Below are 26,497 nucleotides of genomic sequence, written 5' to 3'. Positions count from 1 at the left end.
TCACGCCCCCCCGACAAGGCTGGAGCGGCGGATCAGCACCGCACCGAGCGCGAAGAAGGCCATCAGGATCGCCAGCATCGTCCAGGCGATGGCCGAGCCCAGCGGCCAGTCGAAGGCCGTGCCGAAGAGGTCGTTGATCGCCGAGATCACGGTGATCCCCGACGCCCCGCCCAGAAGTTGCGGCGTCAGATAATCGCCCACCACCATCACGAAGACCATCAGCCCGCCCGCGATCAGACCGGGGCTGGTCAGCGGCAACACGACGCGCGCAAATCGGCTCGGCCCCTTGGCGCCCAGATCGGCGGCGGCTTCCAGCCACGCATCGTCGAGGCTCTCGAAGGCGAGCCAGAGCCCGATCACCATGAAGGGAAGGTAGTTGTAGGTCAGCGCGATATGGGTCGCGAGCGGCGAGAACAGGAGCCCCTGGATCGGCGCATCGGTCACCCCCGCCCAGATCAGCGAGCGGTTGATGACGCCTTCCGCCCCCAGCAGCACCCGCCAGGCGAAGACCCGCACGAGGTCGCCGGAATAGAGCGGCACCAGCAGGAGCGTCAGCAGCGCCGATTTCATCGCGCCCGCGCGCTTGGCGATGAACCATGCGACCGGATAGCCGATCACGGCGGTGATCGCGGCCACCAGCGCGCCCGACCCGAAGGCTTTCAGGATCAGCCCGCGATAGGTCGCGGAGCCCGCGATCTTGGCATAGTTCGCGAAGGAGGGATCGTAGGAGATCGCGACGAAATCGACGCGAAAGAAACTGTAGGCGAAGAGGATCAGGAGCGGCGTCACGCAGAGCGCGATCAGGAAGGCCATCACCGGCGCCGCGAGATATGTGCCCACGCGCGCGCTCATTGCGCTGCCTCCCCGGTTTCGGCCCGCGCGATCCAGACCTGCGCCGGATCGAACCCCAGGCGCAGATCGGCCCCGATCTCGGGGATCGCGTCATGCGCGGTGGTGAGCGCCAGCGCCACGCCTGCGGCCTCCAGCTCCACCAGCCATTCCGCGCCGCGATAGACGACATGGGTGACGCGCGCCGCGATCGGTCCCTCGGGGTCGATGCGCAGCTGTTCGGGGCGCAGACACAGCACGGCCTCGGCCCCGGGTCGCAGCCCCGCAACGCCGGGCGCCGCGAATTGACCGAGCGCGGTCTCGATCCGGTATCCCTCCGCCGCCTGCGACGCGATCCTGCCCGGCACGCAGGCCGCACCCCCGATGAAATCGGCGACATAGGCGGTCTCGGGCCGGCGATAGATCGCATCCGGCGCACCCTGCTGTTCGATGATCCCGTCGCGCATCACGACGATCCGGTCCGACAGCGCGAAGGCTTCCTCCTGATCGTGGGTGACATGCAGGAAGGTCATCTTCAGCCGGCGCTGCAGGTCCTTCAGCTCGATCTGCATGTCCTTGCGCATCCGCCGGTCGAGCGCGGAAAGCGGCTCGTCGAGCAACAAAAGCCGCGGTTCGTTGACGATCGCACGGGCCAGCGCCACGCGCTGCTGCTGCCCGCCCGACAACTGGCGCGGACGGCGATCGGCCATCGCGCCCATCTGCACGGTCTCGAGCGCCGCGCGCGCCTTCTCGCGGATCGCAGCCCTGCCCACCCCCTTGTAACGCAGACCGAAGCCCACATTTTCCAGCACGCTCAGATGCGGGAAAAGCGCGTAGCTCTGGAACACCGTGTTCACCGGGCGTGCGCTGGCCGCCACATCGTTGAGCTTCGCCCCGTCCAGTTCGAGCAGGCCGGAGCTGACCTCCTCGAACCCGCCGATCATCCGCAGGATCGAGGTCTTTCCGCAGCCCGAGGGCCCGAGCAGCGTGACATAGGAATTCTCGTCGAGCCGGAAATTCACGCCCCGCACCGCCTGCACCGTGCCGTAAGTCTTGCACAGGGCGCGGGCGCGCAGGAGCGGCATCGGCCGCCCCTGCCCACCTGTCGGCCCCGAACCTGCCTCTGTCATGATCAGCTGGCCTTCACTTCGTTCCACAGCGCGACCCAGTCGTTGTAGCGCGGCGGGTTTTCCTTCCAGACGAAGCTGTCCATCACCGAGAGATCCTTGATGAAGATCTTTTCCTGCTGCTCGGCGTCGATCTCGTCGCGCGCGGCCGAGGTCGATTGCGCATAGGGGCCGCCATAGGCCAGCTTCTTGCCGTAGGTCGGGCCCAGCAGGTAGTTCACCAGTTCGAACACCGCGTCGCGGCGCGCGCCCTCGACGCCCTTGGGCACCGCGATCGTGTCGCACCAGCCGATCACGCCCTGCTTGGGCTTGGCCATGCCCATGTCGAGACCCTTTTCCTTCAGGTCGTAATAGGGCGGCACCCAGGAGAAGGCGCAGACCACCTCGCCGGTCGCGAACAGGTTGGTCAGATCCCCGATCGAGTTCCAGTAGGTGCGCAGCTTGCTCTTCTGGATCATCAGGACCTTCTTGACCTCGGCGAGCTGCTTGTCGTCCATCTGGAACATCTCGTCGCGGGGGATCCCGAGATACATCGCGGCGATCATGATCCCTTCGAGCGCATAGTCGCGCATCGCGAGCTTGCCGTTGTACTTGTCGCCCTCGAAGAAGACCGACCAGTCGGGCTCCTCGTCCATCAGGTCGGCGCGATAGACGATCGGGTTGATGCCCCAGTAGAAGGGAATGCCGTAGGTCTGGCCGTCCACCTTGCCGAGGCCGGTCTTCTTGAACGTGTCGTAGAGGAGATTGGCGTTCGGCACCTTCTCGAAGTCGATCGGCTGAAGCAGGTCCGAGGCGGTGTAATAGGAGACCTTGTCGAGACCGGGCGTGATCAGGTCGACCGAAGAGGCCCCGCCCGCGCGCAGTTTCGCGAATTGCTCGTCATCGGTGCCGATGAAGGTCTTGGTCAGTGCGACGTCGGACCCGTCGAGGAAGGGCTGAAGGTAGTCGTCCTTGGCGAGGTTCTCCCAGGTCATCCAGAGAAGATCCGTCGCGGCCAGTGCCCGCCCGGCCGGGCCGAAAGCGCCCAGAGCGGTGCCCGCGAGCGCAGATTTCAGGAAGAGTCGGCGATCCATGGCATTTCCTTTCGCTGCATGAGATGGCGCACACCACCCTCACGGGAAAGATACCTTTCACGAAACTCTAATCAATGAAATTTTTCTTTCACTCCTGAAATGCCCATTTTTCCGGCGTTATTTCCGGGACTTTGCGGAATTCGCGAGCGCTTCGATTCCCTCGGGCGGCGGTCCGAGATCGTCGAATCGGGTGTGAAGATCCTCGATCCGGGCCAGGCGCTCGCGCACTTCGGGCCCCAATGCCTCGACCAGATTCGAGCACAGGTAGTTCACCAGGCTCATCGCCACGACGGTGCTGTCGAAGATCCCGTGGCCGCGATTGTGACAGCGCAGCACGAGGCTCGCCGGGCGCGCGGTCTGCGCCACCGTCGGGTCGCCGATCAGGATCGAGGGCACGCCGACCTCCGCCGCGACCGCCAGAACCTCCCCCAGAACCCGCGGCCGCCGCCGCAACCCGATCGCGAGGAGCACATCTCCGGGCGCGAACCCCGCCACGTCCTCGCCCAGCGACACGCCCTCATGCGGCAGAAGCTGCACCTCGGGCTTGAGATTGAGCAGCAGCGCGCGCGCATAAAGCGCCACCGCGCGCGAATTGCGATAGCCCAGAACCCAGATCCGGTCCGCCCGCGCGAGTAGTCTCACCGCTTCGGCCAGCGCCGCCTCGCTCAGGACCTCGGCGCTGCGATTGAAGTTCTCGACATCCTGCGCGAAGTGATCGGCGAGCTTGCCGGTGGCCGCGACCGCGCCCCCCTCCCCGCTCAGCTCGCTCAGGGGAGAGCCCCAGCTCCGGGTCCGGCGCGAGCGAAGCCGCGCCTCGTTGTAATTGCGGTAACCGAGCCGCTTGAAGAACCGCGCGGCGGTGGCCGAAGAGATCCCCGCCCGTTCCGCCAGTTCCGAGGCGGTGTAGCTCGAGAGCGAGGATTGCGCCTCCAGAACGACCTCGGCGAGCCGTTTCTCGCTCGGGGTCAGTTCGGGGAAGACGGCCATGATCCGCAGATCTATGGGATCGTCGTTCTCGCCCGTGTCCCCTGTCGCGTCGCCCGCTTCGCTCACGCCAACCTCGCCTTTTTCCAATCCTTTCAAGTCTTCCGCCAAGCCCGCCGTCTTTGCAAGGCGAAGTTCAGCGCGCGGGGCCTTGACTCAATCAAACGTTTGTTTGAATATTTTTTGCATGACGACTCAGGATCCCCCCGCCCCCGAAGGCACTGCGCTGGCGCTCATCGATGCCGGCATGGCGCTGTTCGGCACCAAGGGCTTCGCGGCCACCTCGACGCGCGAACTGGCCGAGCGGGCGGGCACCAATGTCGCCTCGATCTCCTATCATTTCGGCGGCAAGGAGGCGTTGCGGCGCGCCTGCGCCGAGGAATTCGTGCGCCGGCTGCGCGCGGCGATCGGGACGCTTCCCGATCCCGACGCGCTCTCCCCCGACGCCGCGAGAGAGGCGATGAAAGCGATCCTGCGCGCGATGGTCCTGCGCGTCCTCGCCGACGCGAAATCGCGGCCGATGGTGAATTTCATGGTGCGGGAAATCACCGAGAACACCGAGATCAGCGCCGCTTTCTACGACACGTTCCTGGCGCATATGCATCAACGCCTCTGCCGCCTCTGGTCGATCGCCACCGGGGAACCGGCAGAGGACGGCGCGACGAAGCTGCGCGTCTTCTCCGTGTTCGGCCAGCTTCTCTATTTTCGCCTCGGCGCCGATATCGTCTCGCGGCGCATGGGCTGGACCGAGCTCGGTCCGCGAGAGGCCGAGGAAATCTACCAGACACTTGCGGGCAACCTCGATGCGATGCTCGCCCAGGCCCGGAGGGCTGTCCCATGATCCTGTGCGCGATCCCGATCCTCTCCGGACTGCTCGCCGCCTGCGCCGCACCCGCCCCGCTCGCCACGGGTTATGTCGAGGGGGACTACGTCCTGATCTCGCCCGTCACCACCGCCCAGATCGAGACGCTCGGCGTGAAACGTGGCGATCGTGTCACCGCCGGCGAGATCGTCGCGACACTCGAGAAGAGAGACGCGAAGATCGCCGTGGCCCAGGCCGAGGCGGCCGTAGCCCGGGCCCAGAGCGAGTTGGCGAACCTGCGTGAAGGCAAGCGCCCGGAAGAAATCGCGGTGATCGAGGCGACGCTCGCCTCCGCCCGCGCGCAGGCCGACGAAGCGCAGCGCGCGGTGGAACGCACCGCAAAACTGGTCGAGCGCGGGGCCGCGACCCCGACCCAGCTCGACGACGCGCGCACCGCCCTCGAGGTCGCGCAGGCGCGGGTGGCGGAAGCGAAAGCCAATCTCGACGTCGCGAAACTCCCCGCCCGCCCCCAGCAGATCGCCGCCGCGCAGGCCACGGTACGCTCGGGCGAGGCCGATCTCGAAAAGGCCCGCTGGGTCCTCGAGAAACGCGACCTGCATGCCCCCGCGGACGGGATCGTCTCGAACGTCATCCACCGTGCCGGCGAGATCGCCTCGCCGTCCGCGCCCGTGCTCTCGATCCTGCCCGACGATGCGGTGAAACTGAGCCTGTTCCTGCCGGAACAGAGCCTTTCCAGCCTCGAGATCGGCGACAAGCTCGCGGTGAATTGCGACGGCTGCGGCGACGGGTTGACCGCGACCGTCACCTATATCGCCGACGGGCCCGAATTCACCCCGCCGGTGATCTATTCGCTGCAGAACCGGCAAAAGCTCGTCTATCTCGTCGAAGCCCGCCCCGACCGCGCCGGATCGCTCAAGCCGGGGCAGATCGTGGACGTGAGCCGGGCGGGCAACGATGGCTGAGGAAAACGCGATCGAGGTCACCAACCTCACCAAGAGCTTCGGCGACAAGATGGTGGTCGATCACGTCTCGCTCGAGGTGAAGCGCGGCGAGATCGCGGGCTTTCTCGGCCCGAACGGCTCGGGCAAGACGACGACGATCCGGATGATGTGCGGCTTGCTGCGCGTCGATGACGGCGAGGGCCGCGTGCTCGGCCACGACATCCGCCACGAAGGCCCCGCGATCAAGCGCGAGGTCGGCTACATGACCCAGCGCTTCAGTTTCTACGAGGATCTGAGCATCGAGGAGAACCTGGCCTTCGTCGCGGGCATCTACGGGCTCGGCCGCAAGGCGGTGCGCGACACGCTGGCCGATCTGGGGCTGACCTCGCGGCGGCGCCAGCTCGCAGGCTCGCTCTCGGGCGGCTGGAAACAGCGCCTCGCGCTCGCCGCCTGCATCATGCACCGCCCCCAGCTCCTGATGCTCGACGAGCCGACCGCCGGGGTCGATCCCAAGGCCCGCCGCGAGTTCTGGGACGAGATCCACCAGCGCGCGGCCGACGGGCTCACCGTGCTCGTCTCGACCCATTACATGGACGAGGCCGAGCGCTGCCACCGGATCAACTACATCGCCTATGGCAAGCTGATCACCCGCGGCACCGTGCCCGAGGTGGTGCGCGATGCGGGGCTTTCGACCTTCGTGCTCAAGGGGCCCCGCCTCGCCGAGGCGCAGCGCCTCCTGCGCGGCAAACCGGGCGTCGATCAGGTCGCGCCCTATGGCGTCGATCTGCACGTGATCGGCCGGAACAGGGTCGAACTGGAGGCCTCCGTCACCGAGGCCGCCCACGCCACCGGCAGCGAGGCCTGCCCGGCCGAGACGAGCCTCGAGGACGTGTTCATCCAGCTCATGGGCGAAGCGCAGGACAACATGGAATGAGACGCATCTTCTCCCTCGGCCGGCTGCTGACCCTGATCCGCAAGGAAGCGATCCAGATGCGCCGCGACCGGCTCACCTTCGCGATGATGCTCGGCGTGCCGCTGATGCAACTGCTGCTCTTCGGCTTCGCGATCAACAGCGATCCGAAACACCTGCCCGCCGCCCTCGTCGCCGCCGATCAGGACAAATATACCCGCGCGATGGTCACCGCGCTCGAGATGACGGGCTATTACGATTTCACCTATCCCGATGCGACGCCCGGCGAGGCGGCCCGGCTGATCGCCTCGGGCAAGGTGGTTTTCGTCGTCACCGTGCCCTCCGATCTGGGCGAGCGCATCGAGCGCGGCGATCATCCGCAGATCCTGATCGAGGCCGACGCGACCGACCCGGCCGCGGCCTCGGGCGCGATCTCGACGCTCGGAGCGGTCGCCTCGGACGCGGTCCTGCGCGCCACCGGGCAGGAATGGGACGCCAAGGCCCGCGCCGCGCGCGAGCTTCAGGTGGTCGTGCACAAGCGCTACAACCCCGAAGGCCTGACGCAGTTCAATATCGTGCCGGGGCTCCTTGGGGTGATCTTGCAGATGACGATGGTGATGATGACCGCGATGGCGCTCACGCGCGAGACCGAACGCGGCACGATGGAGAACCTGCTTTCGATGCCGGTCTCGCCGCTCGAGATCATGCTGGCCAAGGTGCTGCCCTATTTCGGCGTCGGCGCGGTGCAGGTTCTGGTCGTGCTGGGCGCCGCGCGGGTGATCTTTCACGTCCCCTTCGTGGGCAGCATCTGGCTGCTCTTCGCCGGGATCCTGCTCTTCGTGATGTCGCTCGTCATCCTCGGTTACCTGATCTCCAGCGTCGTGCGCACGCAGATGCAGGCGATGCAGGTGACGATATTCTACTTCCTGCCCTCGATCCTGCTCTCGGGGTTCATGTTTCCCTTCCGCGGGATGCCGGGCTGGGCGCAATATCTCGGCGAGACGCTGCCGCTGACGCATTTCCTGCGGATGATCCGCGGCGTGATGCTGAAGGGGGCGGGACCGGCCGATGTGGCGGGGCCGCTCTGGATGATGGCGGTCTTCGTGCTGATCTTCGCGCTTCTCGCGCTGAGCCGCTTCCGGCGCACCCTGGATTGAAAACGGGCCGCCCCCGAAGGAGCGGCCCGCTGAAGATTATCTCGTCGGTGTCCGGCGATCAGACCGGCGGCTTGCCGCGAACGGCGCGCGCCACCATGGCGATCACGAACAGGATCAGGAAGACCACGAACAGGATCTGCGCGATCCCGGCCGAAGCGCCCGCGATACCGCCGAAGCCGAGCGCCGCAGCGATGAGCGCGATGATGAGGAACGTAAGAGCCCAACCGAGCATGGCTATCTCCTTCGAATCTGGTTTACGACAACTGCGCAGCTTCCTGCGCCTTCTGACCATGAAACGTCGCAGCGCGTCGCGTGGTTCCTTGACCCGGCGGAAATACGCGCTTCCAATTGGGCCATTGGCCGGACGCCCCTTGCGGGCGTAACGTTGACCGCGAGCATATTCGAACGGATTCGGAGAGGGTAACATGATGCATTCTGGGATGTTTGGGCTGAACGGCTTCTGGGGCCTCATCCTGCTGGCGCTCGATATCTGGGCGCTGGTCTCGATCGTGAATTCCGACCGGGAGACCGGGTCGAAAGTGCTCTGGGTGCTTCTGGTCTTCCTGCTGCCGCTGCTCGGCTTCCTGATCTGGCTGATCGCGGGGCCGCGCGCGGTGAAACGGTAGCGATCAGGGAGAGCGAACGGCCGGGGCGCGGGGAGGAACCGCCGCCTCCCGGCCGCGTTGAGGGGACAGACGTGCGGCACCTGCCGCATCTTGCTTCGGGAGAAGATGATGAGCGAGGACGATTCCACCCACGACCATGCCCGTGACCACCACGGGACGGTCACCGACCTGCTGAGCAAGGTGGTGGATCACGCTCGCGAAATCGCCCGTGCCGAGGCCGATCTTCTGCGCGCCGAGGCGTTGCATCGCGCGGCGCTCCTGCGCAACGCGGTGATCCTCGCCGGTCTGGCGCTCATCCTCGGCCTCGGCGCGATCGGGCCGCTGACGCAATCGGCGGTTCTCGGGCTCGAATGGGCCGGGATCGCACAGGGCCCCGCGACGCTGATCGTCGGCGGCGTGCTGGCGATCCTCGGCATCATCCTTGCACTGGTGGCGATTTCGCTGGTGCGCCGGGTGTCCCGCCCCCCGAGCAGGATCAAGGAAAACCTGTCCGCCGATGCGCGGACCCTCAAGGAGAGCTTGAAATGACCGAGAAGACGACGATCAAGGAAATCGAAAACCGTCTGCGTGCGGATCGAGCCGATCTCGCCTCCACGCTCGCCGATCTCACCGGTCGGATCGCACCCGACTACCTGTCCGACCAGGTGTCGCAGCTGCTCAAGGAATATGCACGCCCCGCCGCCAAGCGCGCCGAGGAAGCCGTGCGCGCGAACCCGGTCGCCTTTGCCCTCGCCGGGGCGGGGCTTGCCTGGCTGGTGCTCGGGAGCCGTCGCTCCTCCGAGCCGGAGGCCCAACCCGAAGCCGGTGCGAGCGATCCGCTGCTGATGACCGAGGACGCGGTGTCCGACGAGTGGATCGACGAGATCGACGAGCTGCGCGAGACCGCGACCGACGAACTCAATCGCCTCGAGATCGACGCCGCCGAGCAGACCGACAGCTCGCGCGATTTCGTGAAGGAGCGCGCCGACGTGATGTCGCGCTTCGTCTCGGACATGCGCACCTCGCTGGCCTCGGGGCTGGGCGAGCTGAACGAGGAAGCCCGCGAGCGGATCGTCCGCGCCCGCGAAGCCGCCTATTCGGCGCGCATGAGGATCCAGGATCAGGCCGCCAAGGCGAGCGCCAGCGGCAGCCAGATGATCAAGGATCACCCGCTGATCGCCACCGCGCTCGGCATCGCTATCGGCGCCGCGCTGGTCAACGCGCTGCCCAAACCCGAGCTCAATCGCAGCCGGTTGGGCCCGCGGGCGAACCGCCTGCTCGACGAGGCGCGCAGCCTCTATGCCGAAGAGAAGGGCCGCGCCCGGAAAATGGCGGGCGAGGTCTCCGACGAGGTGAAGCGCACTGCCCGTTCGGTCGCCCAGACCGCGCGTGACGAGGCGCGCAACACCGCGCGCGACATCTCCGATCAGGCGATGTCGGCGGGACAGGATCTGGCTGAACGGCTCGCCCGGCAGCTTGCCGACGAGGCCAATCGCGCGCTCAAGGATGTCGGAACGCGCCTGCGCGAGCGGGACACCCCGACCAAGCCGCAGCGCGACCCGAACGGTGCCTTCCCGCACTGACGCGGTCCCTGAAGGAAAGCTGCAAAGGCCGGGCAACGCGCCCGGCCTTTGTGCATCTAGCCGAAAAGCATCCTGTGGCGCGACCCGATCCGGTCGCCGCGAAAAAGCGACACCACCACGCATAAACTGCGCCGCGCGCCGGAACAAAGCATCCTGGCTGACGTTGTTGGGCGGATACCATCGGGAGACTGATTTCTCACAATGCAACGCCTGGAGACCCTCTCGCGCGCCGCGGTGATCGTGATCGCAACCGTCGTCGTCGTCGCCGCGCTCGAGCAGGTGGAAAGCCTCTTCGCCCCCGTCACGCTTGCGCTGGTGGTCGGCATCGTGCTTTCGCCAATATCCGATGCTTGGGAGAAACGCGGGTACGCGCCTGTCTGGGGGGCGCTTACCTCACTTCTCATTTCTCTGATGGTGGCCGCATTGGTGGTCCTCGTGGTCCAGCCTGTCGTGAGCGAACTCGCCCGGCAGGCGCCCAAGGCCATCCAGGACATGCGCTCGACCGTGGTCGAGATGCGCCACATGATCCAGGGCATCCAGGACGCTTCCGATCAGGTTAGCAAGGCGATCACCCCCGCTGCCGATGTCGCGAAGGAAAAAACCTCCGACAAGAACGCGATGCCCGATGCGACCGATATCGTGATGCTCGCGCCTGCCCTGATCGCGCAGGCGCTGATCTTCATCGGCACGCTGTTCTTCTTCCAGCTCTCGCGGCCCGAGATCTACAGCTGGATCGCCAAGCATCTCGCCGAACCCTCGCAACGCGGCGCGACGGCGAACCGGCTGCGCCATGCCGAGACGCGGGTGTCGCATTATTTCCTGACGATCACCGTGGTCAATGCAGGGCTCGGCTTCCTCGTGGGGGTCGCCATGCAGGTGATCGGGCTGCCCAATGCGCCGCTCTGGGGCGTGGTTGCCTTCCTGATCAACTACATTCTCTATCTCGGACCGGCGGTGCTCGTGGTTGCCCTCACCTTCGCCGGTGTGGCCGCCTTCGACGGGGTCCGGGTGATCCTGCCGCCGCTGATCTATGTCGCGCTCAACAGCACCGAGGGGCAGTTCGTCACCCCCGCCGCGATCGGTCGGCAGATGCGTCTCAACCCGCTTCTGGTCTTCCTGTCGCTGACTTTCGGGATCTGGCTCTGGGGGCCGCTCGGTGGCGTGGTCGCGATCCCGCTGCTGCTCTGGGCGCTGGTCCTGACCGACAGCCTGCCCGAGCGCAAGCCGCGCACGGACACGGATTGAGGTTCAGACCATCTCTTCCGGGATGAACGGCAGACGCCGCCCCACCTTTTTCGACGCCTCGAGCGGATAGGGCATGATGAAGCCGCGCCGCTCCTCGGGGGGCTGGCTCGCATTAGCGCGCGCCAGTTCCGCCCAGGCCGAGACCGCGCGCGTCGGATCGAAGAACGCTTCCTCCGCCTCGTCGGGCAGCCAGTGCCGCATCACCCGGTGGCGCAACGCCTCGATCCCGTCGGTCCGGCGCAGATAGACCCCCGCCTCGCTGTCCCAGCGCAGCGACCGTCCGTTGAGATTGGCCGAGCTCACCAGCGCCGCCTCGTCATCGAAGATCGAAACCTTCGCATGGACATAGACCAGCGGCGCGCCACGGGTCCGGCCATCGCCATCCTCGGCGGGGCGCAAAGACCGCGGCTGGGCCGGGCATCCCACGAAGAGCCGGCTGCCGAACCCTTCCATCAGCGTCTCGATCGCGCGGGCCTGAAGAAATTCGCCATAGCGCACTTCCGGCGTGATCTTGTCGGCGAAGGCCAGTTCCTCGGGCGACGAGGGCAGCATCAGGATCAGCCCCAGACGCGGATTCGCCTGCGCCGCCCGTGCGAGATGGCGCGCCAGCGAGCGCGACCGGAAATACTGCGTCTCGAGATAGATCATCTGCCGCGCGCGCGCGATCAGCATCTCATGGGCGCTCTCGATTTCGGAGCGGTAGGCCCTCGGCCCGATATGAAAACCGGCGACCGGACGGGCGCGCGACAGCGTACGCAACAGCCTGCGCGGCGGTTCGGCCTCGGCCGTCCCCGCGCAGCATTCGTGGAAATTCTCCAGATGGGCCTTGGCCTCGCGCACGATCGGCCCGGTGATCATCAGTTGCAGATCGTGCCAGGTCTCGCTGCTGTCGCGCTCGTGACGCGGGGTGTCGTAGCGCCGCTCGTCCAGATCGAGTCCGCCGATATAGAGCTGCTTGCCGTCGAAGACCGCGAGCTTCTGGTGATGGGTCGCGGGGAAGAGCCGCGGCAGCCGCCCGAACTTGCGCCCCACCGCTCCATCCCCGCGCAGCTCGAGATACTCGGCGAGCCCGGGCATGTCGCGCAACGCCGCACGGCGCTGCGCTTCCGTCATGTCGTTGAGCCATTGCGCGTGAGACCCGAGCTTGCGCCAGACGAGCGGCCAGAAACCGATCCGCGGAACCAGACCCGATTGCGCCGGATGCATCAGGGCCCGCGACCGGAGCCGCGCCTTCGGCCCAGCCAGTTCGCGCGCCGCGCAGAGCATCCGGATCGAGGACCACGTCTGACGATGCATCTCGGGCCGCGCGCAGGGGTCGAAATCGCACAGGTCGATCCGGACCTCGACGCCGCGCTTGAGCACATGCAGGAGCAGGTCGAACCAGGTCCGACCGATCTCCCGCCCACGCGGCGAACGCAGCTTCGTTTGCGGATCGAAGATCCGGAACGAGGCATGGATACTCTGTCGCGCGTCGAGAAATGCATTCTCGAGCGCAGGGTAGGCCTCTGCGGCTGTCAGTAGCGATCTGACCCTGCTCTCCGCGCGAATTCCTGCTCTTTTCAACCGTTCCATACGGCCTGCATCGTCAAGTGTTTCTGTTCCTCCCGCGCCCCGTCACGGCGACGAAGTGCAAAGCGTTATCCTCTGGAAACTGTTTCTCTTTGTTGCGATTTCAACCTCTCCTCGTGGCGCAATTCGCTCTCGACGAGCGGTCGTAGGACAAAGTCCGCCTGCAGGCTGTATTCGGTTTCCTGAGCGTCAATCGTGAGTTGTCCGCTGAGCTGTTGCACGAAGGCATTCACCAGCTGAGAGCCGAGTCCCGTCCCGTCCACCGCCGCATCCGAGCGCGGCGCGTCCGGGTCGACGGTGTTGGTCACATGGAGCCGCGCCTGCATCCCCTCGAGCGCCCGCAGGCTGATCTCGAGTTTCGGCGCGCCGTCCCGCGCGGAGGCGTATTTCATCGCATTGGTCATCGCCTCGGTCAGCAGGAGCGACAGCGGCACCGCCTGATCCGGGGTCAGATGGATGTCGTCGACATGGCAATCCACCGCGATATGGCGCCCGGGCCCGGTCGCGAGCCGCGTGATCTGGCGCACGATGTCGGGCAACAGTTCGCGGGCGCGAATATCGGTCAGGCCCGAGGTCTGGTACAGGCCGCGGTGGATGGTCGCGAGACTGATCACCCGCTCCTGGAGGCTCTTCATCAAGCCCTTGGCCTCGGGCGTGCGCGCCTGCCGCATCTGCATGTTGATGATCGACGCGATGAGCTGGAGGTTGTTCTTCACCCGGTGATGCACCTCGCGCAGCAGCACCTCCTTGTGATGAACCATATCCTCCAGTTCCGCCTCGTCATGCAGGATCGTCTCGGTCATCCGGTCATAGGCCTCGGCGAGATCGCGGATCTCGCGCGGCGCGGCGGCGAATTCGAACGTGCCGACGATCCGGCTGCCGGTGGCGAAACTCGTGATGGCCCGCGACAGCTTGCGCACATGCCCGATCACCAGTTTGCGCATCGCGAAATAGGCGACCAGCAGGCTCGCCGCCCACATCAGCGCGGGGAAGAGGATCGGCGAGACATCCGCGAAGGGGCTGAGCGCAGAGGCTTCCTGCGCGGGCCAGCTCCCGAGCGCGTAAAGCTCGTCGGGCACCAGTTCGACCACCGAATAGACCCGGTCATTGCCGCTGTTCGACATCCCCGAGAAGGTCACCGCCCCCGCGCCTGCAAGCAGCTTGAGGGACCGGTCCGCGGGCAGATGCGCCTGCGTGTTGCCCAGCCCGTCGGAGGAGGTGAGGATCGTTCCCTCGTTGTCGAAGGTCATGATCACGAGCGGACGGTCGGCGGCCACTTTCGGACCGTCTTCGGCCAGCGACAACTGGGTATGCGGGATCGAGATCGAGATCACGCCGATATGGATGCCGCGATTGTTGTAGACCGGCTCCGCGATCCCGAGCACCGATGTCCCCGAGACCGGCGCGTCGCGATTGACGAAGAACGTCATCGTCTTCGAGTCGGAGATCCGCTTGAAGATGTCCTCGCCGCTGAAATCATAGGCCTTGCCCGTGTTCGAGCAGGTCATCTTGCCGCTGTCGGGAATGAAGGCGACGAGCGAGAAATAGGGAAACGCGCCGGCGATCTGCTTCATCCAGGCCGCGCAGGCATCGGAATTGACGACGAGCGGCTGCACCGTGTTGGCGAGCACCCGCGCGGCGTCCTGCGCATGCTGGATCACCCGGGTCTCGCCCGCCACCGCGCGCATCGTCTCGCCCATCAGCGCGGCTTCGGACCGGGCCTGCGCCTCGCGCACCACCGACGCCGATTGCAGGATCGCGATCAGAAGCAAAGGAAAGAGCGCGACCGCAAGCATCACCGCGAGCCGCGCTCCAAGACCATCAAGGAACGTGACGAGAATGCCCCGCCGCGAACGCGGCGGAGGCATCGGATCGTCCGTCTCGGTTTCCGCCGCCTTCGCGGGCTCTGAATTCATGCGGCGGCGACTCCGGACTTGCCCATGACAGCGAGCGAGTTCCGGTCCGCCCCGGCGAGGATGTCCTCACCCTCTTCCAAACCGAGCATCTCCGCCAGACGCGCCCGTGCGCGGTTCGCCCGGCTCTTCACCGTACCGACGGCGACGCCCATCGTCTCGGCGGCTTCCTCGTAGGAGAAGCCCGAGGCGCCGACCAGCGTGAGCACTTCGCGGTGTTCGGGGCTGAGGCGATCGAAGGCCCGCACGAAGTCGGACATCGCGAGGCGCCCGTCATGGGCCGGCTTCTCGTAAAGCGTCGCGGCGTGGATCCCGTCGGGATCGGCCACTTCACGTTTCCGTTTTCGGCGATCGGAATAGAATGTGTTGCGCAGGATCGTGAACAGCCAGGCGCGCAGGTTGGTCCCGCGCTCGAACTTCTCGATATTCGACCAGGCTTTGACGATCGTGTCCTGCACCAGATCATCGGCCGAAGCCGAATTCCGGGTCAGCGACAGTGCGAAGGCCCGCAAAGCGCCCAGATGCTCGGGCAGCTCCTCGCGCGGGTCGCGCACGGGTTTGGAGACGGAGGGCGTCGTCATTTGCCGCCCTCCTTCTCTTTGAGTTGAGCCAGAAGCTCCTTGAACCGATCGGGGACCTCTTCCTGAAGCGCCTGTTCGTAAACCCGCTTGAGGTTTTCGTTGATCTGCTCTCGGATGCTGGCCTTGGACTTTTCGTCAGCCATGTCACTATACATTCCGGTTTCCGATCCCATGTATTTTGCACGGAACCAAACGCGGGACCAGATCGTTTGGTTCCCGAAAAAACGTCAAAAGGGGGTTTTCATGTCCGAAGACATCGCCGGCACCATTGGGGCCAACCTACCATACCTGCGCCGCTACGCGCGCGCCCTGACCGGCAATCAGGACAGCGGTGACCGCTATGCGGCCGCGACGCTCGAGGCGATCCTCGAAGATACGACACCTTTCGAGAACAACGATCCCAAGGTCGCTCTGTTCCATGCCTTCCACCTGGTCTGGGCCTCCGCGGGATCTCCGCTGGGAGAACCCGACAACCGTCTTTCCGCCCGCGCGCAGGACCACATGTCGGCCCTGACGCCCAATACGCGCGAGGCGCTGCTTCTCCATTCGATCGAAGGGTTCCGCATCGAGGAGATCGGCGCGATCATGCAGGTCGACCCCGAAGAGGCGAAGGAACTCATCGACATCGCGATCCGCGAGATGGAGACCTCGGTCGCGGGCAAGATCATGATCATCGAGGACGAGGCCATCATCGCGATGGATATCCGCAACATCGTCGAGGATATGGGCCACACCATCACCGGCGTGGCGCGCACCCGTGCCGAGGCGGTCGAGCTGGCCGCGAAGGACAAGCCCGACCTGATTCTCGCCGACATCCAGCTGGCCGACAATTCCTCGGGCATCGACGCGGTGAACGACATTCTCGCGCAGTTCGGCAACGACCTGCCCGTGGTCTTCATCACCGCCTTCCCCGAGCGGCTCCTGACCGGCGAGCGGCCCGAACCCGCCTTCCTGATCACCAAACCCTATACCGAGAGCCAGGTGCAATCGGCGGTCAGCCAGGCGATGTTCTTCTCCTCGACCGAGACGCTCGCGGCCTGAGCCCGGCGCCCGTCACGCAAAAGCCCCGGCGCCATTTGGTCGCCGGGGCTTTTTTCTTTTCCGCTTCGAGGCCGTCACTCGGTTTCGGACGACCGCGCCCAGAGATTGATCGCCTCGTCCTGCGCGTGGCTGTCGATCTCGGCCAGTTCCTCGTCGGTGAAATCGAGATTGGCCACCGCACCGGCGCAATCGACGACCTGCTCGGGCTTCGAGGCCCCGATCAGCGCGGTCGTGATCCCGCCATTGCGCAGCACCCAGGCGATCGCCATCTGCGCCAGCGTCTGACCCCGTTTCTGCGCGATCGCGTCGAGCGCGCGGATCTTCGCGATCGCCGCATCGGTCAGCGTGTTCGGATCGAGCGACTTGCCCTGCGTCGCGCGCGAGCCTTCGGGGATACCGCCCAGGTATTTCTTCGTCAGCAGCCCCTGCGCCAGCGGCGTGAAGGCGATCGAACCGACGCCCAACTCGGCGAGCGTCTCCTTCAGCCCGTCGCGTTCGACCCAGCGGTTGAGCATGTTGTAGCTCGGCTGGTGGATCAGAAGCGGCACGCCCATCTCCTTGAGGATCGCCGCCGCCTCGCGGGTGCGCTCGGAATTGTAGCTCGAGATGCCGATATAGAGCGCCTTGCCCGAACGCCAGATATGCTCGAGCGCCCCCATCGTCTCCTCCAGCGGCGTTTCCGGATCGAAACGGTGCGAATAGAAGATATCGACGTAATCGAGCCCCATCCGCTTGAGCGACTGGTCACAGGACGCGATCAGGTATTTCCGGCTGCCCCACTCGCCATAGGGCCCCGGCCACATGTCGTAGCCGGCCTTGGACGAGATGATCAGCTCGTCGCGATAGCCCGCGAAATCGGTGCGGAGGATCTCGCCGAAAGCCTCTTCCGCCGATCCGGGGGGCGGGCCGTAATTGTTGGCCAGGTCGAAATGCGTGATGCCGTGATCGAAGGCGGTGCGGCAGATGTCGCGCTTCACCTGATGCGGCGTGTCATGGCCGAAATTGTGCCAAAGCCCCAGCGAGACCGCGGGCAGCTTGAGTCCCGAGCGTCCGCAATAGCGATAGGTCATCCGCGAATAACGGTCCGCGGCCGGTTGATAGGACATGCTCACCTCCTTGATGTTAGCGGGAACAGAGCACAAGCCCACGCCACGCGCAAGTTGCGCGGGGCCGGTCTCTGAGCGATGGTGACGCAAAGGAGATCTTGCGTGAACGGAACCTTCAAATTCGGCATCGGGCTGTTCGGGCGCCTGGTGGAATCGAACATTTCCCTCGCCTCGGCCGGCGTGGCCTTCTACGCGATGCTCGCGATCTTTCCCGGCGTCTCCGCCACCATCGCGATCTGGAGCGCCTTTGCCGATCCCGCCGTGATCCGCGAATACCTCAATGTCGCGGCCAATTTCATCCCGCCCTCGGCCTATGCGCTTCTCAACGACCAGATCCAGGGCTGGCTGATCGGCCCGCGTCCCTCGATCGGACTCGGCGTCTTCATCTCGGCGCTGGTGACGCTGCTTTCGGCGCGCGCGGGCGTGGCCGCGCTCGTTCTCAGCCTGAACGTGATCCACGGCACGCAGCCCCGCGCGACGATCTGGAGCTTCGTGATGGGTTACCTGATGACGATCGCGCTGGTGGGCGTGATGCTCGCCGCGCTGGCGACGATCGTGATCGTACCGATCGCGGTCAATTTCCTGCCCTTCCACGAATATACCAGCATCCTGCTTTCGGGCCTGCCCTGGGGCGCGATGCTGTTGCTGATGCTGACCGCGCTCGGGATCCTCTACCGATACGGGCCCAACACCGCGCCGCATCGCGATCCGATCTTCACCCTCGGCGCAGTGCTCGCCGCGGCGGTCTGGGGGCTGAGCTCGCTCGCGCTGACCTACTACCTCGCGAATTTCGGAAACTACAACAAGGTCTACGGCTCGATCGGGGCCGTGATCGCGCTGTTGTTCTGGCTGTATGTGAGCGCCTTCTCGGTGCTTCTGGGCGCCGCCTTCAATGCCGAGATCGCCGCCCACCGCCGCGGACGCCGCCGCCGCCCCGTCACCGAATAAGCCACGCTTATCTGCCCGCGACGCAGATAAGCGCAGCTAATCAATAATTGCGCTCGTAGAAGAGGCCGATCCCGCTCTTGCCGTCCGAACTCACCGAGCCGCGCGCGGTGAGGTTCTTGTTCAGGTCGAGATTGAGATCGATCTTCGAGGTCCCGTCGCCGCTCACCGTCACGTCGGTATAGAGGTTTTCCGACAGATATTTCCCCGCCTTGAGCTGGGTCTGTCCCGAGGCGTCGGTCGTGACGTCGAGATCGTCGAGGCCGAAATTCTTCCGCAGATTGCCGATGATCCCCTCGCCGCCCTTGCCCGCGAGCGTCGCGACCGCCGAGGCGAGCTGCGCCGCCTGGAACGGCGAGAGCTTGTCGAGGCTACGCCCGAAGATCAGCCGCGAGATCACCTCGTCCTGCGGCAGGTCCGGCGCCGAGGAGAAGGTCACCTGCGGTTCGCTCGCGCGGCCCTCGATGCCGATCGTGATCGTGTACTCGCCCTGCGTCGTCGTCGCCGCGAAGGAGATCCACGGGGTCAGCGCGCCCTGCAGCGCGATCTGCCCGCGATCGAGGGTGAAGCGCTGGCCGAGGATGTCGAGCCGACCGCGCACCAGATTGAACTGGCCGATCGGGATCACGTTGGCGGTGGTGCCGGCGACGCGCAGGCTGCCGCCCAGCTCCGCGTCGAGGCCGCGGCCGCGCACGAAGATCCCGCGTTCGGACGCGATGGTCAGGTCGAGCGGATAGGCCGGGCCCGCCGTCGCAGGCGCCCCGTTCGTGCTTCCGTTCGAGAGCAGGCTGGCGCGCTTGAGGGTCTCGTGCACCGCGGCGCTCTCGCCCACATGCTGGATGCCGTCGGGCACCGAGGCTCCGCCGCCGACCCCGCTGGAGGGCACGCGCAGTTCGGTATCGGCGAGCGTGATCCGCCCCGAAATCGTCGCCCCGCCCGCAAGCGGCCCGTCCATCGTGATCGTGCCGGAGGCGCGGGTGTCATAGAGCTCGGGATCGCGCAGCCGCGCCCGGTCGAGCTGCACCGTCAGGGTCCCGTTATAGGGCGTGCTCAGGGCGACCGGTCCGCTCACCGAAACCGTGCCCCCCGAACCGAGCTGCCCCGTGAGCGAAAGCTGCGCGGTGCCGGAGGCGAGCTGCACCTGCGTATCGACATTCTCCAGCACCATCCCGAGATTGGGCGCGACGATCCTGGTGCCCTGCGCGCGCACCGTGCCCGAGAGCGCCGCGAGCCCCGGCGTGCCCTGCATCCGCAGATCGAAGCTCAGCGGCCCCTGCAGCGAGCGCGGCGCGATGAAGGCGTTGACGAGCGCGGTCTGCGCGCTGCCGGTGATCGCGAGATCGGTATCGCCGAAATCGGGCGCGACACGGCCCGTGACCTTCGCATCGGTGCCGCCCGGCCCGCTGCCCGCGAGATCGAGCATGTAACCCTTGCCGTCATCGCTCACCGTGCCCGACACCGTGACCGGACCGGGGAAACCCGGCGCGATCAGCGCGGCGTTGGCAAGGCGCGCATCGAGACTGATCTTGCGGCTCTCCCCTTCCGCCTCGCCTTTCGCGGAGACGTCGAGCTGCGGGTTCTTCAGGCTCAGATCCTGCAGCCGCACCTTGCCATCGACGTAATCGGCCAGGAGCGAAAGATCGGTCTTGCCCGCCAGCACCCGGTCGGCCTCGGCCTGGCCGATCCCGAGCGACCGCCCGGTCCCGTCGAGTTGCAGCGCGTAGCTGTCTCCCGCACGGGTCAGCTTGGCCTTGGCGTCGAGCGATCCGCGATAGCCGCCGCCGAGGATCGAGAGATCCTTCGCCGAGAGATCGGCGGTGAGCGTGCCGTTATCGCTCGACAGCGTGCCCTCGGCATGGGCGGTACCCGCGCGCGTCGCCACGTCGAGCGCGTCGATCGTCAGCCCGGTTTCGTCGCGCCGCGCCGCGAGCTTGATCTCGGAACGCCCCTTGAGCGCGGCATCGGCCTGCGGCTGATCGAGCGTGATATCCTGTCCGGTCACCGCGAGCTTGGCGTCGAAGGCGCCGGTGAGGATCGTGTAGCGCCCCGAGACCTGCGCCTGGGCCTGGCCCGAAAGCGCGCGCCCCACGAGCCCCGAGATCCGCGTCAGATCCGACTGCGCGACTTTCGCGTCGCCGCGGATCGTCACGCCCTTGGTCAGGTCGTCGAGCGTGAGGTTGGCGTCGGCACGGTAATCGCGCCCGACAAGCGAGAGCTGCGACAGCCGCAGCGGCTGGTCCTTCTGCCAGGAGAAGACCGCCTTCGCGGTGGCGAAGGGACCGACCGCCTCCGAAAGCGCGGGATCGGCCAGTTCGAGACCGTTCAGCCCCAGAACGACCGTGCCGCCGAGTCCGGGCGGGGAGCCCTGCCGGATCCGGCCCGACCCCAACAGGTTCGCGGTGAGCAGTTTCGTTCCGTCCTCGCGGCGCAGCCCGTCGAGCGTGCCGTCGAGTTTCCATCCGTCGCCGGTGCTCTGGTCATAGGCGAGCTTGATCGTGCCCGAGGTGACCCAGGTCTTCGGCCCGGATACCGGCAGCAGAACCTCCTGCCCGTCGCCCAGACCGAGTTGCCCGGTCAGGTCGAACTTGGTGGGAAGCCCCGCCGCGCCGATCTCGGCCGAGCCCGAAAGCTGCAGCGCGCGCGATCTCAGGTCGAGCGATTTCAGGATCGTCTGACCCGAGGCGGTGCGGGAGCCCTCGGCGACGAAGGCCACTTCCTTGCCGAAGAACTCGCGATATTCGGGCGGCAGGAGCGGCGTCACGTCCCCGCCCAGCGCCGCCGAGAACGTCGTCTGCGGCGGCGTGCCTTCGGGCGACCCCTTCGGCGCCTTCTCCATCACCGCGACCTGACCGGCGAGGCGCTGCGCGCCATCGGTGCTCAGGACGACATCGGCGGTGAAATCGCTGATCGGGCCGCTGCCCGAGACCGCGAGGGTCATCGCGGGATTGCCGGGCAGCCCGATGCGCTTGACGATGATCCCGTCCTTGCCCTCGTCGACGAGCAGGTCGAGCGCAAGCTGCTTGGTGCTGTTCGCATAGGAGGCGTTGAGCGAGAAGGTCCCCTTCTTGCCATCGGTGCGGGTGATGGCGAGCTTGGCCTTGCCCTCCCCGCCCGCGAGCGACATCGAGCCCGAGACCTTGACCACGGCCGCCTCGCCGAGGATCGGAGCGCCGAGCCTGACGGTCTTCGCCTCGATCTTCCCGATATTCACCGAAACCGGCAGCTCGGGCAGCGAGAAGGGTTTCGCCTCGGGGCTGGGCGCGCCCGCGCTGGCCTGCGCCGAGGGCAGGCGCGGCAGGTCGATCTCCTCCGCCGAAAGCTCGTCGATCTCGATCTTGCCGGTCAGAAGCGCGGCGCGGTTCCACTTGATCGCGCCGTTCTTGATCGTGAGCCAGGCGCCCTGGTCGTCAGCGATGGTGAGCTGGGTGAAGGTCGCGCGCGAACTCAGGGCCCCCGCGAAACCGTCGAGCCGCACCGTGCGGCCCGCCCCCGAGAGGTTATCCTCGATCAGCCCCGTCAGATAGGAGCGGTCGCGCTCGCTCTGCGCGGTCGTCGCGGCACCGGCGCCGGTCTGCGCGGGAACGGAGCTGTCCTGCGCGCTCGCGATCAGCGGCGTCAGGCAGAAGGCAAGAAGGATCGCGATACGTTTCATCAGAAAGCCTGCCCGATACCGAGATAGATCTGCGCGCCGCTGCCGGTATCGCCCTTGACCGGGAAGCCGACATCGAGCCGGATCGGGCCGATCCCGGTCTTGTAGCGCAGCCCCAGACCGGCGCCCGCCTGCGAACCGCTCTCGCCGCCGCCCGCGACATAGCCGTAATCGTAGAAGGCCACCGCGCCGATCGTGTCGGTGATGCCGAAGCGAGCCTCGCCCGAGAGGCCGACGAATTCCGTGCCGCCGGTCTTCAGCGTGCCGCCATTGAGCACCTGAACCCCGAGCGACTGATAGGGCTGGCCGCGCACCGTGCCGCCGCCGCCCGAATAGAACAGATAGTCGCGCGGCGTCTCCTCCAGCGTGGAGCCGAAGACCCGCCCCAGTTGCAGCCGCCCGGCGAGAACGAAACGGTCATTCGCCCCGAAGCCGCGATAGGCGCGCAGATCGCCGGTCAGCTGCGCCCCGGTCCCGGTATCGCCGCCCAGGCCCACGAAGGGCGTGAACCCGACCTGCGCGTAATATCCGTCGGTCGCGTCGAGCTTGTTGTCGCGACCGTCCCAGGTGACGGTGCCCGGCAGGTAGACCTGGCGGAAGAAGGTCGTGCCCGAACTGTCGGTCACCCGCGAGACGCCGTATTTGATCGCGAGATCGGCGGTCAGCTTGTCGGAGAAGATCCGGCTCACGCCGAAGCCGATATCGAAGGCGTTCTGCTCGTAATCGACCTCGTCCTTCCGGCTCAGCTCGGTCTCGAGATAGGCGGACGTGTCGGGATTGAAGGTGGCCGGGCGTTCGAGCCGCGCCCCGAGCGAATAATCCACCCCGCCGGTCGTGCCGCCGATGCCGCTCACCGCGCTGTCGACGCGCAGCCGCTCGCCGCCGCCGAGCAGGTTGCGATGCAGCCAGTAGCCCGACAGGCCCAGCCCGGCATCGCTGCTCAGTTCCGCGCCGAAGCCGATCTTGCGCGGCTTCTGCTCGACCACGGAGAGGGTGAAGTCGAGGCTGTCATCGGGATTGACGGCCTGCGCCTCGGTCACCGAAACCGAGCTGAAGATCCCGGTGCGGCGCAGGCGCGCCTGCATCTTGTCGAGCTTCTTCGGATCGTAGCGTTCGCCCGCGGGAAAACCCGCCATCTCGCGCAGACGCTTGGTGCGCAGACGCTTGTTGCCCTCGGTCTCGAGCCTGCCGAAGGTGACGAGCGGGCCCGGATCGATCCCGATCTCCGAGGACAGCACGCTCGCCCGGTGATCGGCGACGATGTTCTGCGAGGCGACCTGCGCCTTGGCGTGGCCCACATCCTGCCAGCCGGAGGTCGCGGCATCCGCCGCCTCGACGATGACGCCCGATTTCGCGACCGCGCCCTTGGCGTAACCCTCCGGCAGCTTGGTGCCCGGCGCGACCGGGGCGACCGCCGCGCGGGAGAAATGGAATTTCGGACCGGATTGGATCGAGACGGTCACCCTCGAGACCGAGGCGGGCGCGTCGAGCGGCGGGATCGAAGCGGCCTCGCGCCCGTCGAGCCGGATCGAGACGACGCCGGAATAATACCCTTCGGAAAACAGCGCCGAGACGATCCGGTTGTAATCGGCGCGCGCACTCGCGAGCACGTCCTGTCCGTCCTTGCCCTCGGCGGAAGCCTCCTGCACCAGGAGCGAGGCGCCCTTGAGCACGGATTGCAGATCGGAGGAGGCGCCGGGCATCCGAAGATCGAGCTGATAGGCCTCGGAGGCCGGGGCTGCGACCCCCGCCAGCGCGACGCTCAATGCAAGAATCCTCGTGTGGTATAATCCCATCTTTCGCACCCCCGGATCGGTGCTCTCAACCTCGCAGTTCTGCTGGAAAAACACCAGAGCGCGCGCGGGATCGTGCGCATCCAAAGCGGCCGGATCGGCGGGAATCCTCCACCCTTCAGCGGATCAGGGCGGGAAGGATCCGGTCGATGTGATGCTGCATGTAGAACCGCAGGCGCGGCGCGAAGCGCTCGGGGTGGCGCCGGATCTCCGCCGCGAGGTCGTAAAGCCCGACCCAGCGGGTGGCGCGGATCGTTTCGGGGTCGGGGGTGACGCGCATGCCGGGGCGCGCGAAGGCGATATAGACGTCGAGCAGTTCATCCTCGACCAGACCGTCGCCAAGCTCCGCGCGGTGATCGACGCGGTCGGCATGGGCCGGATAAAGGCCCTCGATCCCGAGCTCGTTGCGCAGGCGACGCAGCGCGCAGGCCTCGGCGCTTTCTCCCCATTCGGGATGGGTGCAGCAGGTGCTTTCCCAGGGCGCGTCCTGCCCCGGCGCGGCGCGACGGCACAGCAGGATCTTCTCGCCATCCATGACGAAGATCGACACCGCCCGGTGGCGGAGCCCCTGTCGATGCGCTTCCACGAGTTCGACCGGCGCCATCTCTTCGCCGATCCAGGCCTGAATCTTTCCCATCTGCACCATGTTCCATCGGATGCCCGGACCATTCCGGGCACCGGCGCTTAATTGGGTCAATGGTGTTCGGAGTCACGGCGACAGCTTGTCCCTGAGGCAGCATGACGCGCCTCAGGGAGATCACGATCGTGTCAGGATCCGCCGCGCGGGCGGATCAGCTCACCTGCGGGGCGGCTTCGCTGGTCTGACGGCGCTCGAGCTCGGCGCGGTAGAGCGCGACGAAATCGACGATTTCGAGGTTGAAGGGCGGGAAGCCGCCATCGCGCGTCACGTCCGAGACTATCCGGCGCACGAAGGGGAAGAGCTGGCGCGGGCATTCGATCAGCAGGAAGGGATGGAGCTGATCTTCCGGGATGCCTTCGACATGGAAGATCCCGCCATAATCGATCTCGAGCAGATAAAGGGTCGATTTGTCGGATTTGTTGGTCGCGGTGATCTTGTATTTGGTGATCACCTCGTACTGGTTCTCGACATTGCGCTTCTTGGCGTCGAGGCTGACCTGCACCTGCATCTCGGGCTGGATGTCGCTGCTCTGGACACCCTTGAGCGCGACATTGTTCTCGAAGGACATGTCACGCACGAACTGCGCGAGGATGCTCATCCGAAGCTGCTGCTGGTCGGGCGCGGCGGCGCCGTTGGTTTCTTCCGTCATGGACCTCTCCGAAATTGTCTGCGCCGGGTGTAGCACCCCCTCGCGCGCGTCTCAATTCTCAATGACGCGTCCAGCCGGAGGGGCCGTCGGAAGGCGGGTGGCGATGGGTCATCTGTTCCGCCTCCTCCGCATCGAGGATCTCGGGATCGTTGGAGCGGCGCCCGTCATGGGGGCCGGTTCGATAGGCGCCGCCCATCTCGAAGCGGGAGACTTTCACATGCCGCCCCAGCGTCTTCATGATCCAGTCGCGGGTGCCGGGGATCAGCAGCAGGAGACCGACCGTATCGGTGAAGAAGCCAGGGGTGAGCAGCAGAACGCCCGCGACGAGGATCATCGCGCCATGCGCCAGCGGTCGCGAGGGATCGCGCAGCTCGTTGAGCGAGCCGCGCAGATCATCGAGCGCGCGCGCGCCCTCGCGCTGCACCAGTGCCGTGCCGACGATCGCGGTGAGCAGCACGATGCCCAGTGTCGGCCAGAGCCCGATCAGCCCACCCACCTTGATGAACAGCCCGATCTCGATCAGCGGCACAGCCAGAAAGGCCAGAAAGATCCACATCTCATCCTCTTTCGTCCGTGTCCCGAACGCGTTGCGCGCCGGTAGACTTGAACCTGTCGAGCCCTTACATAAGTAGCCAGCGACCAATACACAAACCAAGCAAGTTCACAGGGGTCACGATGTCCGGTGCCGTCATCCAGCTAATCGTTCTCGCGGCCATCGCGATCTTCCTGATTTTCAAGCTGAAAAGCGTGCTTGGAACCCGCGACGGCTATGAAAAGCCGATCACGCCGGCCGAACGCCCCGAGACGCCGCCGAAACCCGATTTCGAGGTGATCGAGGGCGGGCCCGACCATGACATCACCGACCATGTGCCCGAAAACTCGACCTCGGCGGCCGCGCTCTCCGCGATGAAGCGGATCGAGCCGAGCTTCTCGGTCTCGCAATTCCTGCAAGGCGCGCGCGGGGCCTATGAGATGATCGTGATGGCTTTCGAAACCGGCGATCTGGAAAAGGTGAAGCCTTTCCTCTCGGCCGACGTCTACGAGGCGTTCGAAGGCGCGGTGAACGCCCGCAAGGAGCAGGGGCTCGACATCCAGGCGGAGTTCCTCGGCCTGCGCGAGCTTGTCCTGAGCGATGCCGATTTCAACCATTCCACCAACGAGGCCGAAGTGACGGTCCGCTTCGGGGCCGAGCTGATCTCGGTGGCCCGCGATGCGAACGGGGAGGTGGTCGAGGGCGATCCGAAGACCCCGCGCCGCCAGCGCGACGTCTGGACCTTCGCGCGCATCATGGGCAGTTCCGACCCGAACTGGCAGCTCGTCGCCACGGGCGGCTGA

26 protein-coding genes are annotated in these 26,497 nt (G+C 66.2%); 11 read left to right on the top strand and 15 right to left on the bottom strand.

Features of this window, described 5'->3' with window-relative positions; genetic code table 11:
* The 4 genes from DW2_RS09805 to DW2_RS09790 all read right to left on the bottom strand — a co-directional run bounded on the left by DW2_RS09805 (position 1) and on the right by DW2_RS09790 (position 4,081).
* Positions 1 to 852 (bottom strand): ABC transporter permease, encoded by an 852-nt coding sequence (locus tag DW2_RS09805; protein WP_038145845.1) that lies wholly within the window; start codon positions 850 to 852, stop codon positions 1 to 3.
* Entirely contained in the window at positions 849 to 1,913 is a 1,065-nt protein-coding gene (locus DW2_RS09800; protein ID WP_038145842.1) for an ABC transporter ATP-binding protein, read from the bottom strand. Before DW2_RS09800 ends, DW2_RS09805 begins: the two co-directional genes overlap by 4 nt.
* Positions 1,914 to 1,960: 47 nt before the next feature.
* Positions 1,961 to 3,028: an extracellular solute-binding protein gene (locus DW2_RS09795; protein WP_038145841.1), complete on the bottom strand. Its 1,068-nt coding sequence runs from the start codon at positions 3,026 to 3,028 to the stop codon at positions 1,961 to 1,963.
* Positions 3,029 to 3,145: 117 nt separating this feature from the next.
* The gene (locus DW2_RS09790) at positions 3,146 to 4,081 is read right to left on the bottom strand and encodes a MurR/RpiR family transcriptional regulator (RefSeq protein WP_162178895.1); all 936 of its coding nucleotides are present in this window, start codon (positions 4,079 to 4,081) and stop codon (positions 3,146 to 3,148) included.
* Between the two features lie 118 nt (positions 4,082 to 4,199).
* Between DW2_RS09790 and DW2_RS09785 the strand changes: the two genes are divergently transcribed.
* From DW2_RS09785 to DW2_RS09770, 4 genes are read left to right on the top strand one after another with little or no spacing between them, the layout of a single operon-like run.
* Entirely contained in the window at positions 4,200 to 4,853 is a 654-nt protein-coding gene (locus DW2_RS09785; protein ID WP_038145839.1) for a CerR family C-terminal domain-containing protein, read from the top strand.
* Positions 4,850 to 5,797 carry an HlyD family secretion protein gene (locus DW2_RS09780; RefSeq protein ID WP_038145837.1) on the top strand — a complete coding sequence of 316 codons (948 nt, stop codon included), beginning with the start codon at positions 4,850 to 4,852 and terminating at the stop codon, positions 5,795 to 5,797. The genes DW2_RS09785 and DW2_RS09780 overlap by 4 nt, the downstream gene beginning before the upstream one ends.
* Positions 5,790 to 6,710: an ABC transporter ATP-binding protein gene (locus DW2_RS09775; RefSeq protein ID WP_038145835.1), complete on the top strand. Its 921-nt coding sequence runs from the start codon at positions 5,790 to 5,792 to the stop codon at positions 6,708 to 6,710. The genes DW2_RS09780 and DW2_RS09775 overlap by 8 nt, the downstream gene beginning before the upstream one ends.
* Positions 6,707 to 7,843, top strand: coding sequence for an ABC transporter permease (locus DW2_RS09770; protein ID WP_038145832.1), 1,137 nt, complete (start codon positions 6,707 to 6,709; stop codon positions 7,841 to 7,843). Before DW2_RS09775 ends, DW2_RS09770 begins: the two co-directional genes overlap by 4 nt.
* 58 nt (positions 7,844 to 7,901) lie before the next feature.
* On the opposite strand, the gene DW2_RS19370 is transcribed toward DW2_RS09770, so the two are convergent.
* Positions 7,902 to 8,075, bottom strand: coding sequence for a DUF1328 domain-containing protein (locus tag DW2_RS19370; RefSeq protein ID WP_038145831.1), 174 nt, complete (start codon positions 8,073 to 8,075; stop codon positions 7,902 to 7,904).
* 196 nt (positions 8,076 to 8,271) lie between these two features.
* On the opposite strand from DW2_RS19370, the gene DW2_RS09760 reads away from it, so the two are divergent.
* The 4 genes from DW2_RS09760 (at position 8,272) to DW2_RS09745 (ending at position 11,276) form a co-directional block, all read left to right on the top strand.
* The gene (locus tag DW2_RS09760; protein ID WP_038145929.1) at positions 8,272 to 8,469 is read left to right on the top strand and encodes a PLDc N-terminal domain-containing protein; all 198 of its coding nucleotides are present in this window, start codon (positions 8,272 to 8,274) and stop codon (positions 8,467 to 8,469) included.
* 108 nt (positions 8,470 to 8,577) lie between these two features.
* Complete coding sequence (locus DW2_RS09755) at positions 8,578 to 8,997, top strand: phage holin family protein (RefSeq protein ID WP_038145829.1); 420 nt, start codon at positions 8,578 to 8,580, stop codon at positions 8,995 to 8,997.
* Positions 8,994 to 10,031: a hypothetical protein gene (locus tag DW2_RS09750; RefSeq protein ID WP_038145826.1), complete on the top strand. Its 1,038-nt coding sequence runs from the start codon at positions 8,994 to 8,996 to the stop codon at positions 10,029 to 10,031. Before DW2_RS09755 ends, DW2_RS09750 begins: the two co-directional genes overlap by 4 nt.
* A 201-nt stretch (positions 10,032 to 10,232) precedes the next feature.
* Complete coding sequence (locus DW2_RS09745; protein ID WP_051855789.1) at positions 10,233 to 11,276, top strand: AI-2E family transporter; 1,044 nt, start codon at positions 10,233 to 10,235, stop codon at positions 11,274 to 11,276.
* A 3-nt stretch (positions 11,277 to 11,279) separates the two neighbouring features.
* Here the strand turns inward: DW2_RS09745 and DW2_RS09740 are convergent, their stop codons facing one another.
* From DW2_RS09740 to DW2_RS09725, 4 genes are all read right to left on the bottom strand, one after another.
* Positions 11,280 to 12,848, bottom strand: a complete 1,569-nt coding sequence (locus DW2_RS09740) for a phospholipase D family protein (RefSeq protein WP_051855788.1) — start codon at positions 12,846 to 12,848, stop codon at positions 11,280 to 11,282.
* A gap of 65 nt (positions 12,849 to 12,913) precedes the next feature.
* A complete protein-coding gene (locus tag DW2_RS09735) occupies positions 12,914 to 14,761 on the bottom strand; it encodes a sensor histidine kinase (protein ID WP_238321303.1) in 1,848 nt (615 codons plus the stop codon).
* Positions 14,758 to 15,339, bottom strand: a complete 582-nt coding sequence (locus tag DW2_RS09730; protein ID WP_038145824.1) for an RNA polymerase sigma factor — start codon at positions 15,337 to 15,339, stop codon at positions 14,758 to 14,760. The genes DW2_RS09735 and DW2_RS09730 overlap by 4 nt, the downstream gene beginning before the upstream one ends.
* Entirely contained in the window at positions 15,336 to 15,482 is a 147-nt protein-coding gene (locus tag DW2_RS09725) for a NepR family anti-sigma factor (protein WP_038145921.1), read from the bottom strand. The genes DW2_RS09730 and DW2_RS09725 overlap by 4 nt, the downstream gene beginning before the upstream one ends.
* Positions 15,483 to 15,582: 100 nt before the next feature.
* On the opposite strand from DW2_RS09725, the gene DW2_RS09720 reads away from it, so the two are divergent.
* Positions 15,583 to 16,380, top strand: coding sequence for a response regulator (locus tag DW2_RS09720; RefSeq protein WP_038145823.1), 798 nt, complete (start codon positions 15,583 to 15,585; stop codon positions 16,378 to 16,380).
* Positions 16,381 to 16,454: 74 nt separating this feature from the next.
* Here DW2_RS09720 and mgrA read toward each other — a convergent pair whose 3' ends face one another.
* On the bottom strand, positions 16,455 to 17,486 hold the full coding sequence (gene mgrA, locus DW2_RS09715; protein ID WP_038145821.1) for an L-glyceraldehyde 3-phosphate reductase: 1,032 nt from the start codon (positions 17,484 to 17,486) through the stop codon (positions 16,455 to 16,457).
* A gap of 102 nt (positions 17,487 to 17,588) precedes the next feature.
* Between mgrA and DW2_RS09710 the strand changes: the two genes are divergently transcribed.
* On the top strand, positions 17,589 to 18,434 hold the full coding sequence (locus tag DW2_RS09710) for a YihY/virulence factor BrkB family protein (RefSeq protein WP_038145820.1): 846 nt from the start codon (positions 17,589 to 17,591) through the stop codon (positions 18,432 to 18,434).
* Positions 18,435 to 18,474: 40 nt separating this feature from the next.
* Here the strand turns inward: DW2_RS09710 and DW2_RS09705 are convergent, their stop codons facing one another.
* The 5 genes from DW2_RS09705 to DW2_RS09685 form a co-directional block, all read right to left on the bottom strand.
* Positions 18,475 to 22,083, bottom strand: a complete 3,609-nt coding sequence (locus tag DW2_RS09705) for a translocation/assembly module TamB domain-containing protein (protein WP_038145819.1) — start codon at positions 22,081 to 22,083, stop codon at positions 18,475 to 18,477.
* Entirely contained in the window at positions 22,083 to 23,846 is a 1,764-nt protein-coding gene (locus DW2_RS09700) for an autotransporter assembly complex protein TamA (RefSeq protein ID WP_238321302.1), read from the bottom strand. Before DW2_RS09700 ends, DW2_RS09705 begins: the two co-directional genes overlap by 1 nt.
* Positions 23,847 to 23,991: 145 nt before the next feature.
* Entirely contained in the window at positions 23,992 to 24,510 is a 519-nt protein-coding gene (locus DW2_RS09695; RefSeq protein ID WP_420340835.1) for an NUDIX domain-containing protein, read from the bottom strand.
* A 154-nt stretch (positions 24,511 to 24,664) separates the two neighbouring features.
* Positions 24,665 to 25,162, bottom strand: a complete 498-nt coding sequence (secB, locus tag DW2_RS09690; RefSeq protein ID WP_038145815.1) for a protein-export chaperone SecB — start codon at positions 25,160 to 25,162, stop codon at positions 24,665 to 24,667.
* 58 nt (positions 25,163 to 25,220) lie between these two features.
* Positions 25,221 to 25,718: an FxsA family protein gene (locus DW2_RS09685; RefSeq protein WP_038145814.1), complete on the bottom strand. Its 498-nt coding sequence runs from the start codon at positions 25,716 to 25,718 to the stop codon at positions 25,221 to 25,223.
* Between the two features lie 119 nt (positions 25,719 to 25,837).
* Here DW2_RS09685 and DW2_RS09680 point away from each other — a divergent pair, with 119 nt between their 5' ends.
* The gene (locus DW2_RS09680) at positions 25,838 to 26,497 is read left to right on the top strand and encodes a Tim44/TimA family putative adaptor protein (RefSeq protein WP_038145811.1); all 660 of its coding nucleotides are present in this window, start codon (positions 25,838 to 25,840) and stop codon (positions 26,495 to 26,497) included.

This window comes from Thioclava atlantica (genome assembly GCF_000737065.1).
Taxonomy (GTDB): Bacteria; Pseudomonadota; Alphaproteobacteria; order Rhodobacterales; family Rhodobacteraceae; genus Thioclava; species Thioclava atlantica.
Note: the sequence above shows the minus strand (reverse complement) of the source record. Positions and strands in the feature narration are given on the sequence as shown.

What these genes read in the sequence shown, in the direction of transcription:
- DW2_RS09805 (WP_038145845.1), bottom strand. Translation starts at nt 852, where the DNA reads ATGAGCGCGCGCGTGGGCACATATCTCGCGGCGCCGGTGATGGCCTTC.
- DW2_RS09800 (WP_038145842.1), bottom strand. Translation starts at nt 1,913, where the DNA reads ATGCCGCTCCTGCGCGCCCGCGCCCTGTGCAAGACTTACGGCACGGTG.
- DW2_RS09795 (WP_038145841.1), bottom strand. Translation starts at nt 3,028, where the DNA reads ATGGATCGCCGACTCTTCCTGAAATCTGCGCTCGCGGGCACCGCTCTG.
- DW2_RS09785 (WP_038145839.1), top strand. Translation starts at nt 4,200, where the DNA reads ATGACGACTCAGGATCCCCCCGCCCCCGAAGGCACTGCGCTGGCGCTC.
- DW2_RS09780 (WP_038145837.1), top strand. Translation starts at nt 4,850, where the DNA reads ATGATCCTGTGCGCGATCCCGATCCTCTCCGGACTGCTCGCCGCCTGC.
- DW2_RS09775 (WP_038145835.1), top strand. Translation starts at nt 5,790, where the DNA reads ATGGCTGAGGAAAACGCGATCGAGGTCACCAACCTCACCAAGAGCTTC.
- DW2_RS09770 (WP_038145832.1), top strand. Translation starts at nt 6,707, where the DNA reads ATGAGACGCATCTTCTCCCTCGGCCGGCTGCTGACCCTGATCCGCAAG.
- DW2_RS19370 (WP_038145831.1), bottom strand. Translation starts at nt 8,075, where the DNA reads ATGCTCGGTTGGGCTCTTACGTTCCTCATCATCGCGCTCATCGCTGCG.
- DW2_RS09760 (WP_038145929.1), top strand. Translation starts at nt 8,272, where the DNA reads ATGCATTCTGGGATGTTTGGGCTGAACGGCTTCTGGGGCCTCATCCTG.
- DW2_RS09755 (WP_038145829.1), top strand. Translation starts at nt 8,578, where the DNA reads ATGAGCGAGGACGATTCCACCCACGACCATGCCCGTGACCACCACGGG.
- DW2_RS09750 (WP_038145826.1), top strand. Translation starts at nt 8,994, where the DNA reads ATGACCGAGAAGACGACGATCAAGGAAATCGAAAACCGTCTGCGTGCG.
- DW2_RS09745 (WP_051855789.1), top strand. Translation starts at nt 10,233, where the DNA reads ATGCAACGCCTGGAGACCCTCTCGCGCGCCGCGGTGATCGTGATCGCA.
- DW2_RS09740 (WP_051855788.1), bottom strand. Translation starts at nt 12,848, where the DNA reads ATGGAACGGTTGAAAAGAGCAGGAATTCGCGCGGAGAGCAGGGTCAGA.
- DW2_RS09735 (WP_238321303.1), bottom strand. Translation starts at nt 14,761, where the DNA reads ATGAATTCAGAGCCCGCGAAGGCGGCGGAAACCGAGACGGACGATCCG.
- DW2_RS09730 (WP_038145824.1), bottom strand. Translation starts at nt 15,339, where the DNA reads ATGACGACGCCCTCCGTCTCCAAACCCGTGCGCGACCCGCGCGAGGAG.
- DW2_RS09725 (WP_038145921.1), bottom strand. Translation starts at nt 15,482, where the DNA reads ATGGCTGACGAAAAGTCCAAGGCCAGCATCCGAGAGCAGATCAACGAA.
- DW2_RS09720 (WP_038145823.1), top strand. Translation starts at nt 15,583, where the DNA reads ATGTCCGAAGACATCGCCGGCACCATTGGGGCCAACCTACCATACCTG.
- mgrA (WP_038145821.1), bottom strand. Translation starts at nt 17,486, where the DNA reads ATGTCCTATCAACCGGCCGCGGACCGTTATTCGCGGATGACCTATCGC.
- DW2_RS09705 (WP_038145819.1), bottom strand. Translation starts at nt 22,083, where the DNA reads ATGAAACGTATCGCGATCCTTCTTGCCTTCTGCCTGACGCCGCTGATC.
- DW2_RS09695 (WP_420340835.1), bottom strand. Translation starts at nt 24,510, where the DNA reads ATGGGAAAGATTCAGGCCTGGATCGGCGAAGAGATGGCGCCGGTCGAA.
- secB (WP_038145815.1), bottom strand. Translation starts at nt 25,162, where the DNA reads ATGACGGAAGAAACCAACGGCGCCGCCGCGCCCGACCAGCAGCAGCTT.
- DW2_RS09685 (WP_038145814.1), bottom strand. Translation starts at nt 25,718, where the DNA reads ATGTGGATCTTTCTGGCCTTTCTGGCTGTGCCGCTGATCGAGATCGGG.
- DW2_RS09680 (WP_038145811.1), top strand. Translation starts at nt 25,838, where the DNA reads ATGTCCGGTGCCGTCATCCAGCTAATCGTTCTCGCGGCCATCGCGATC.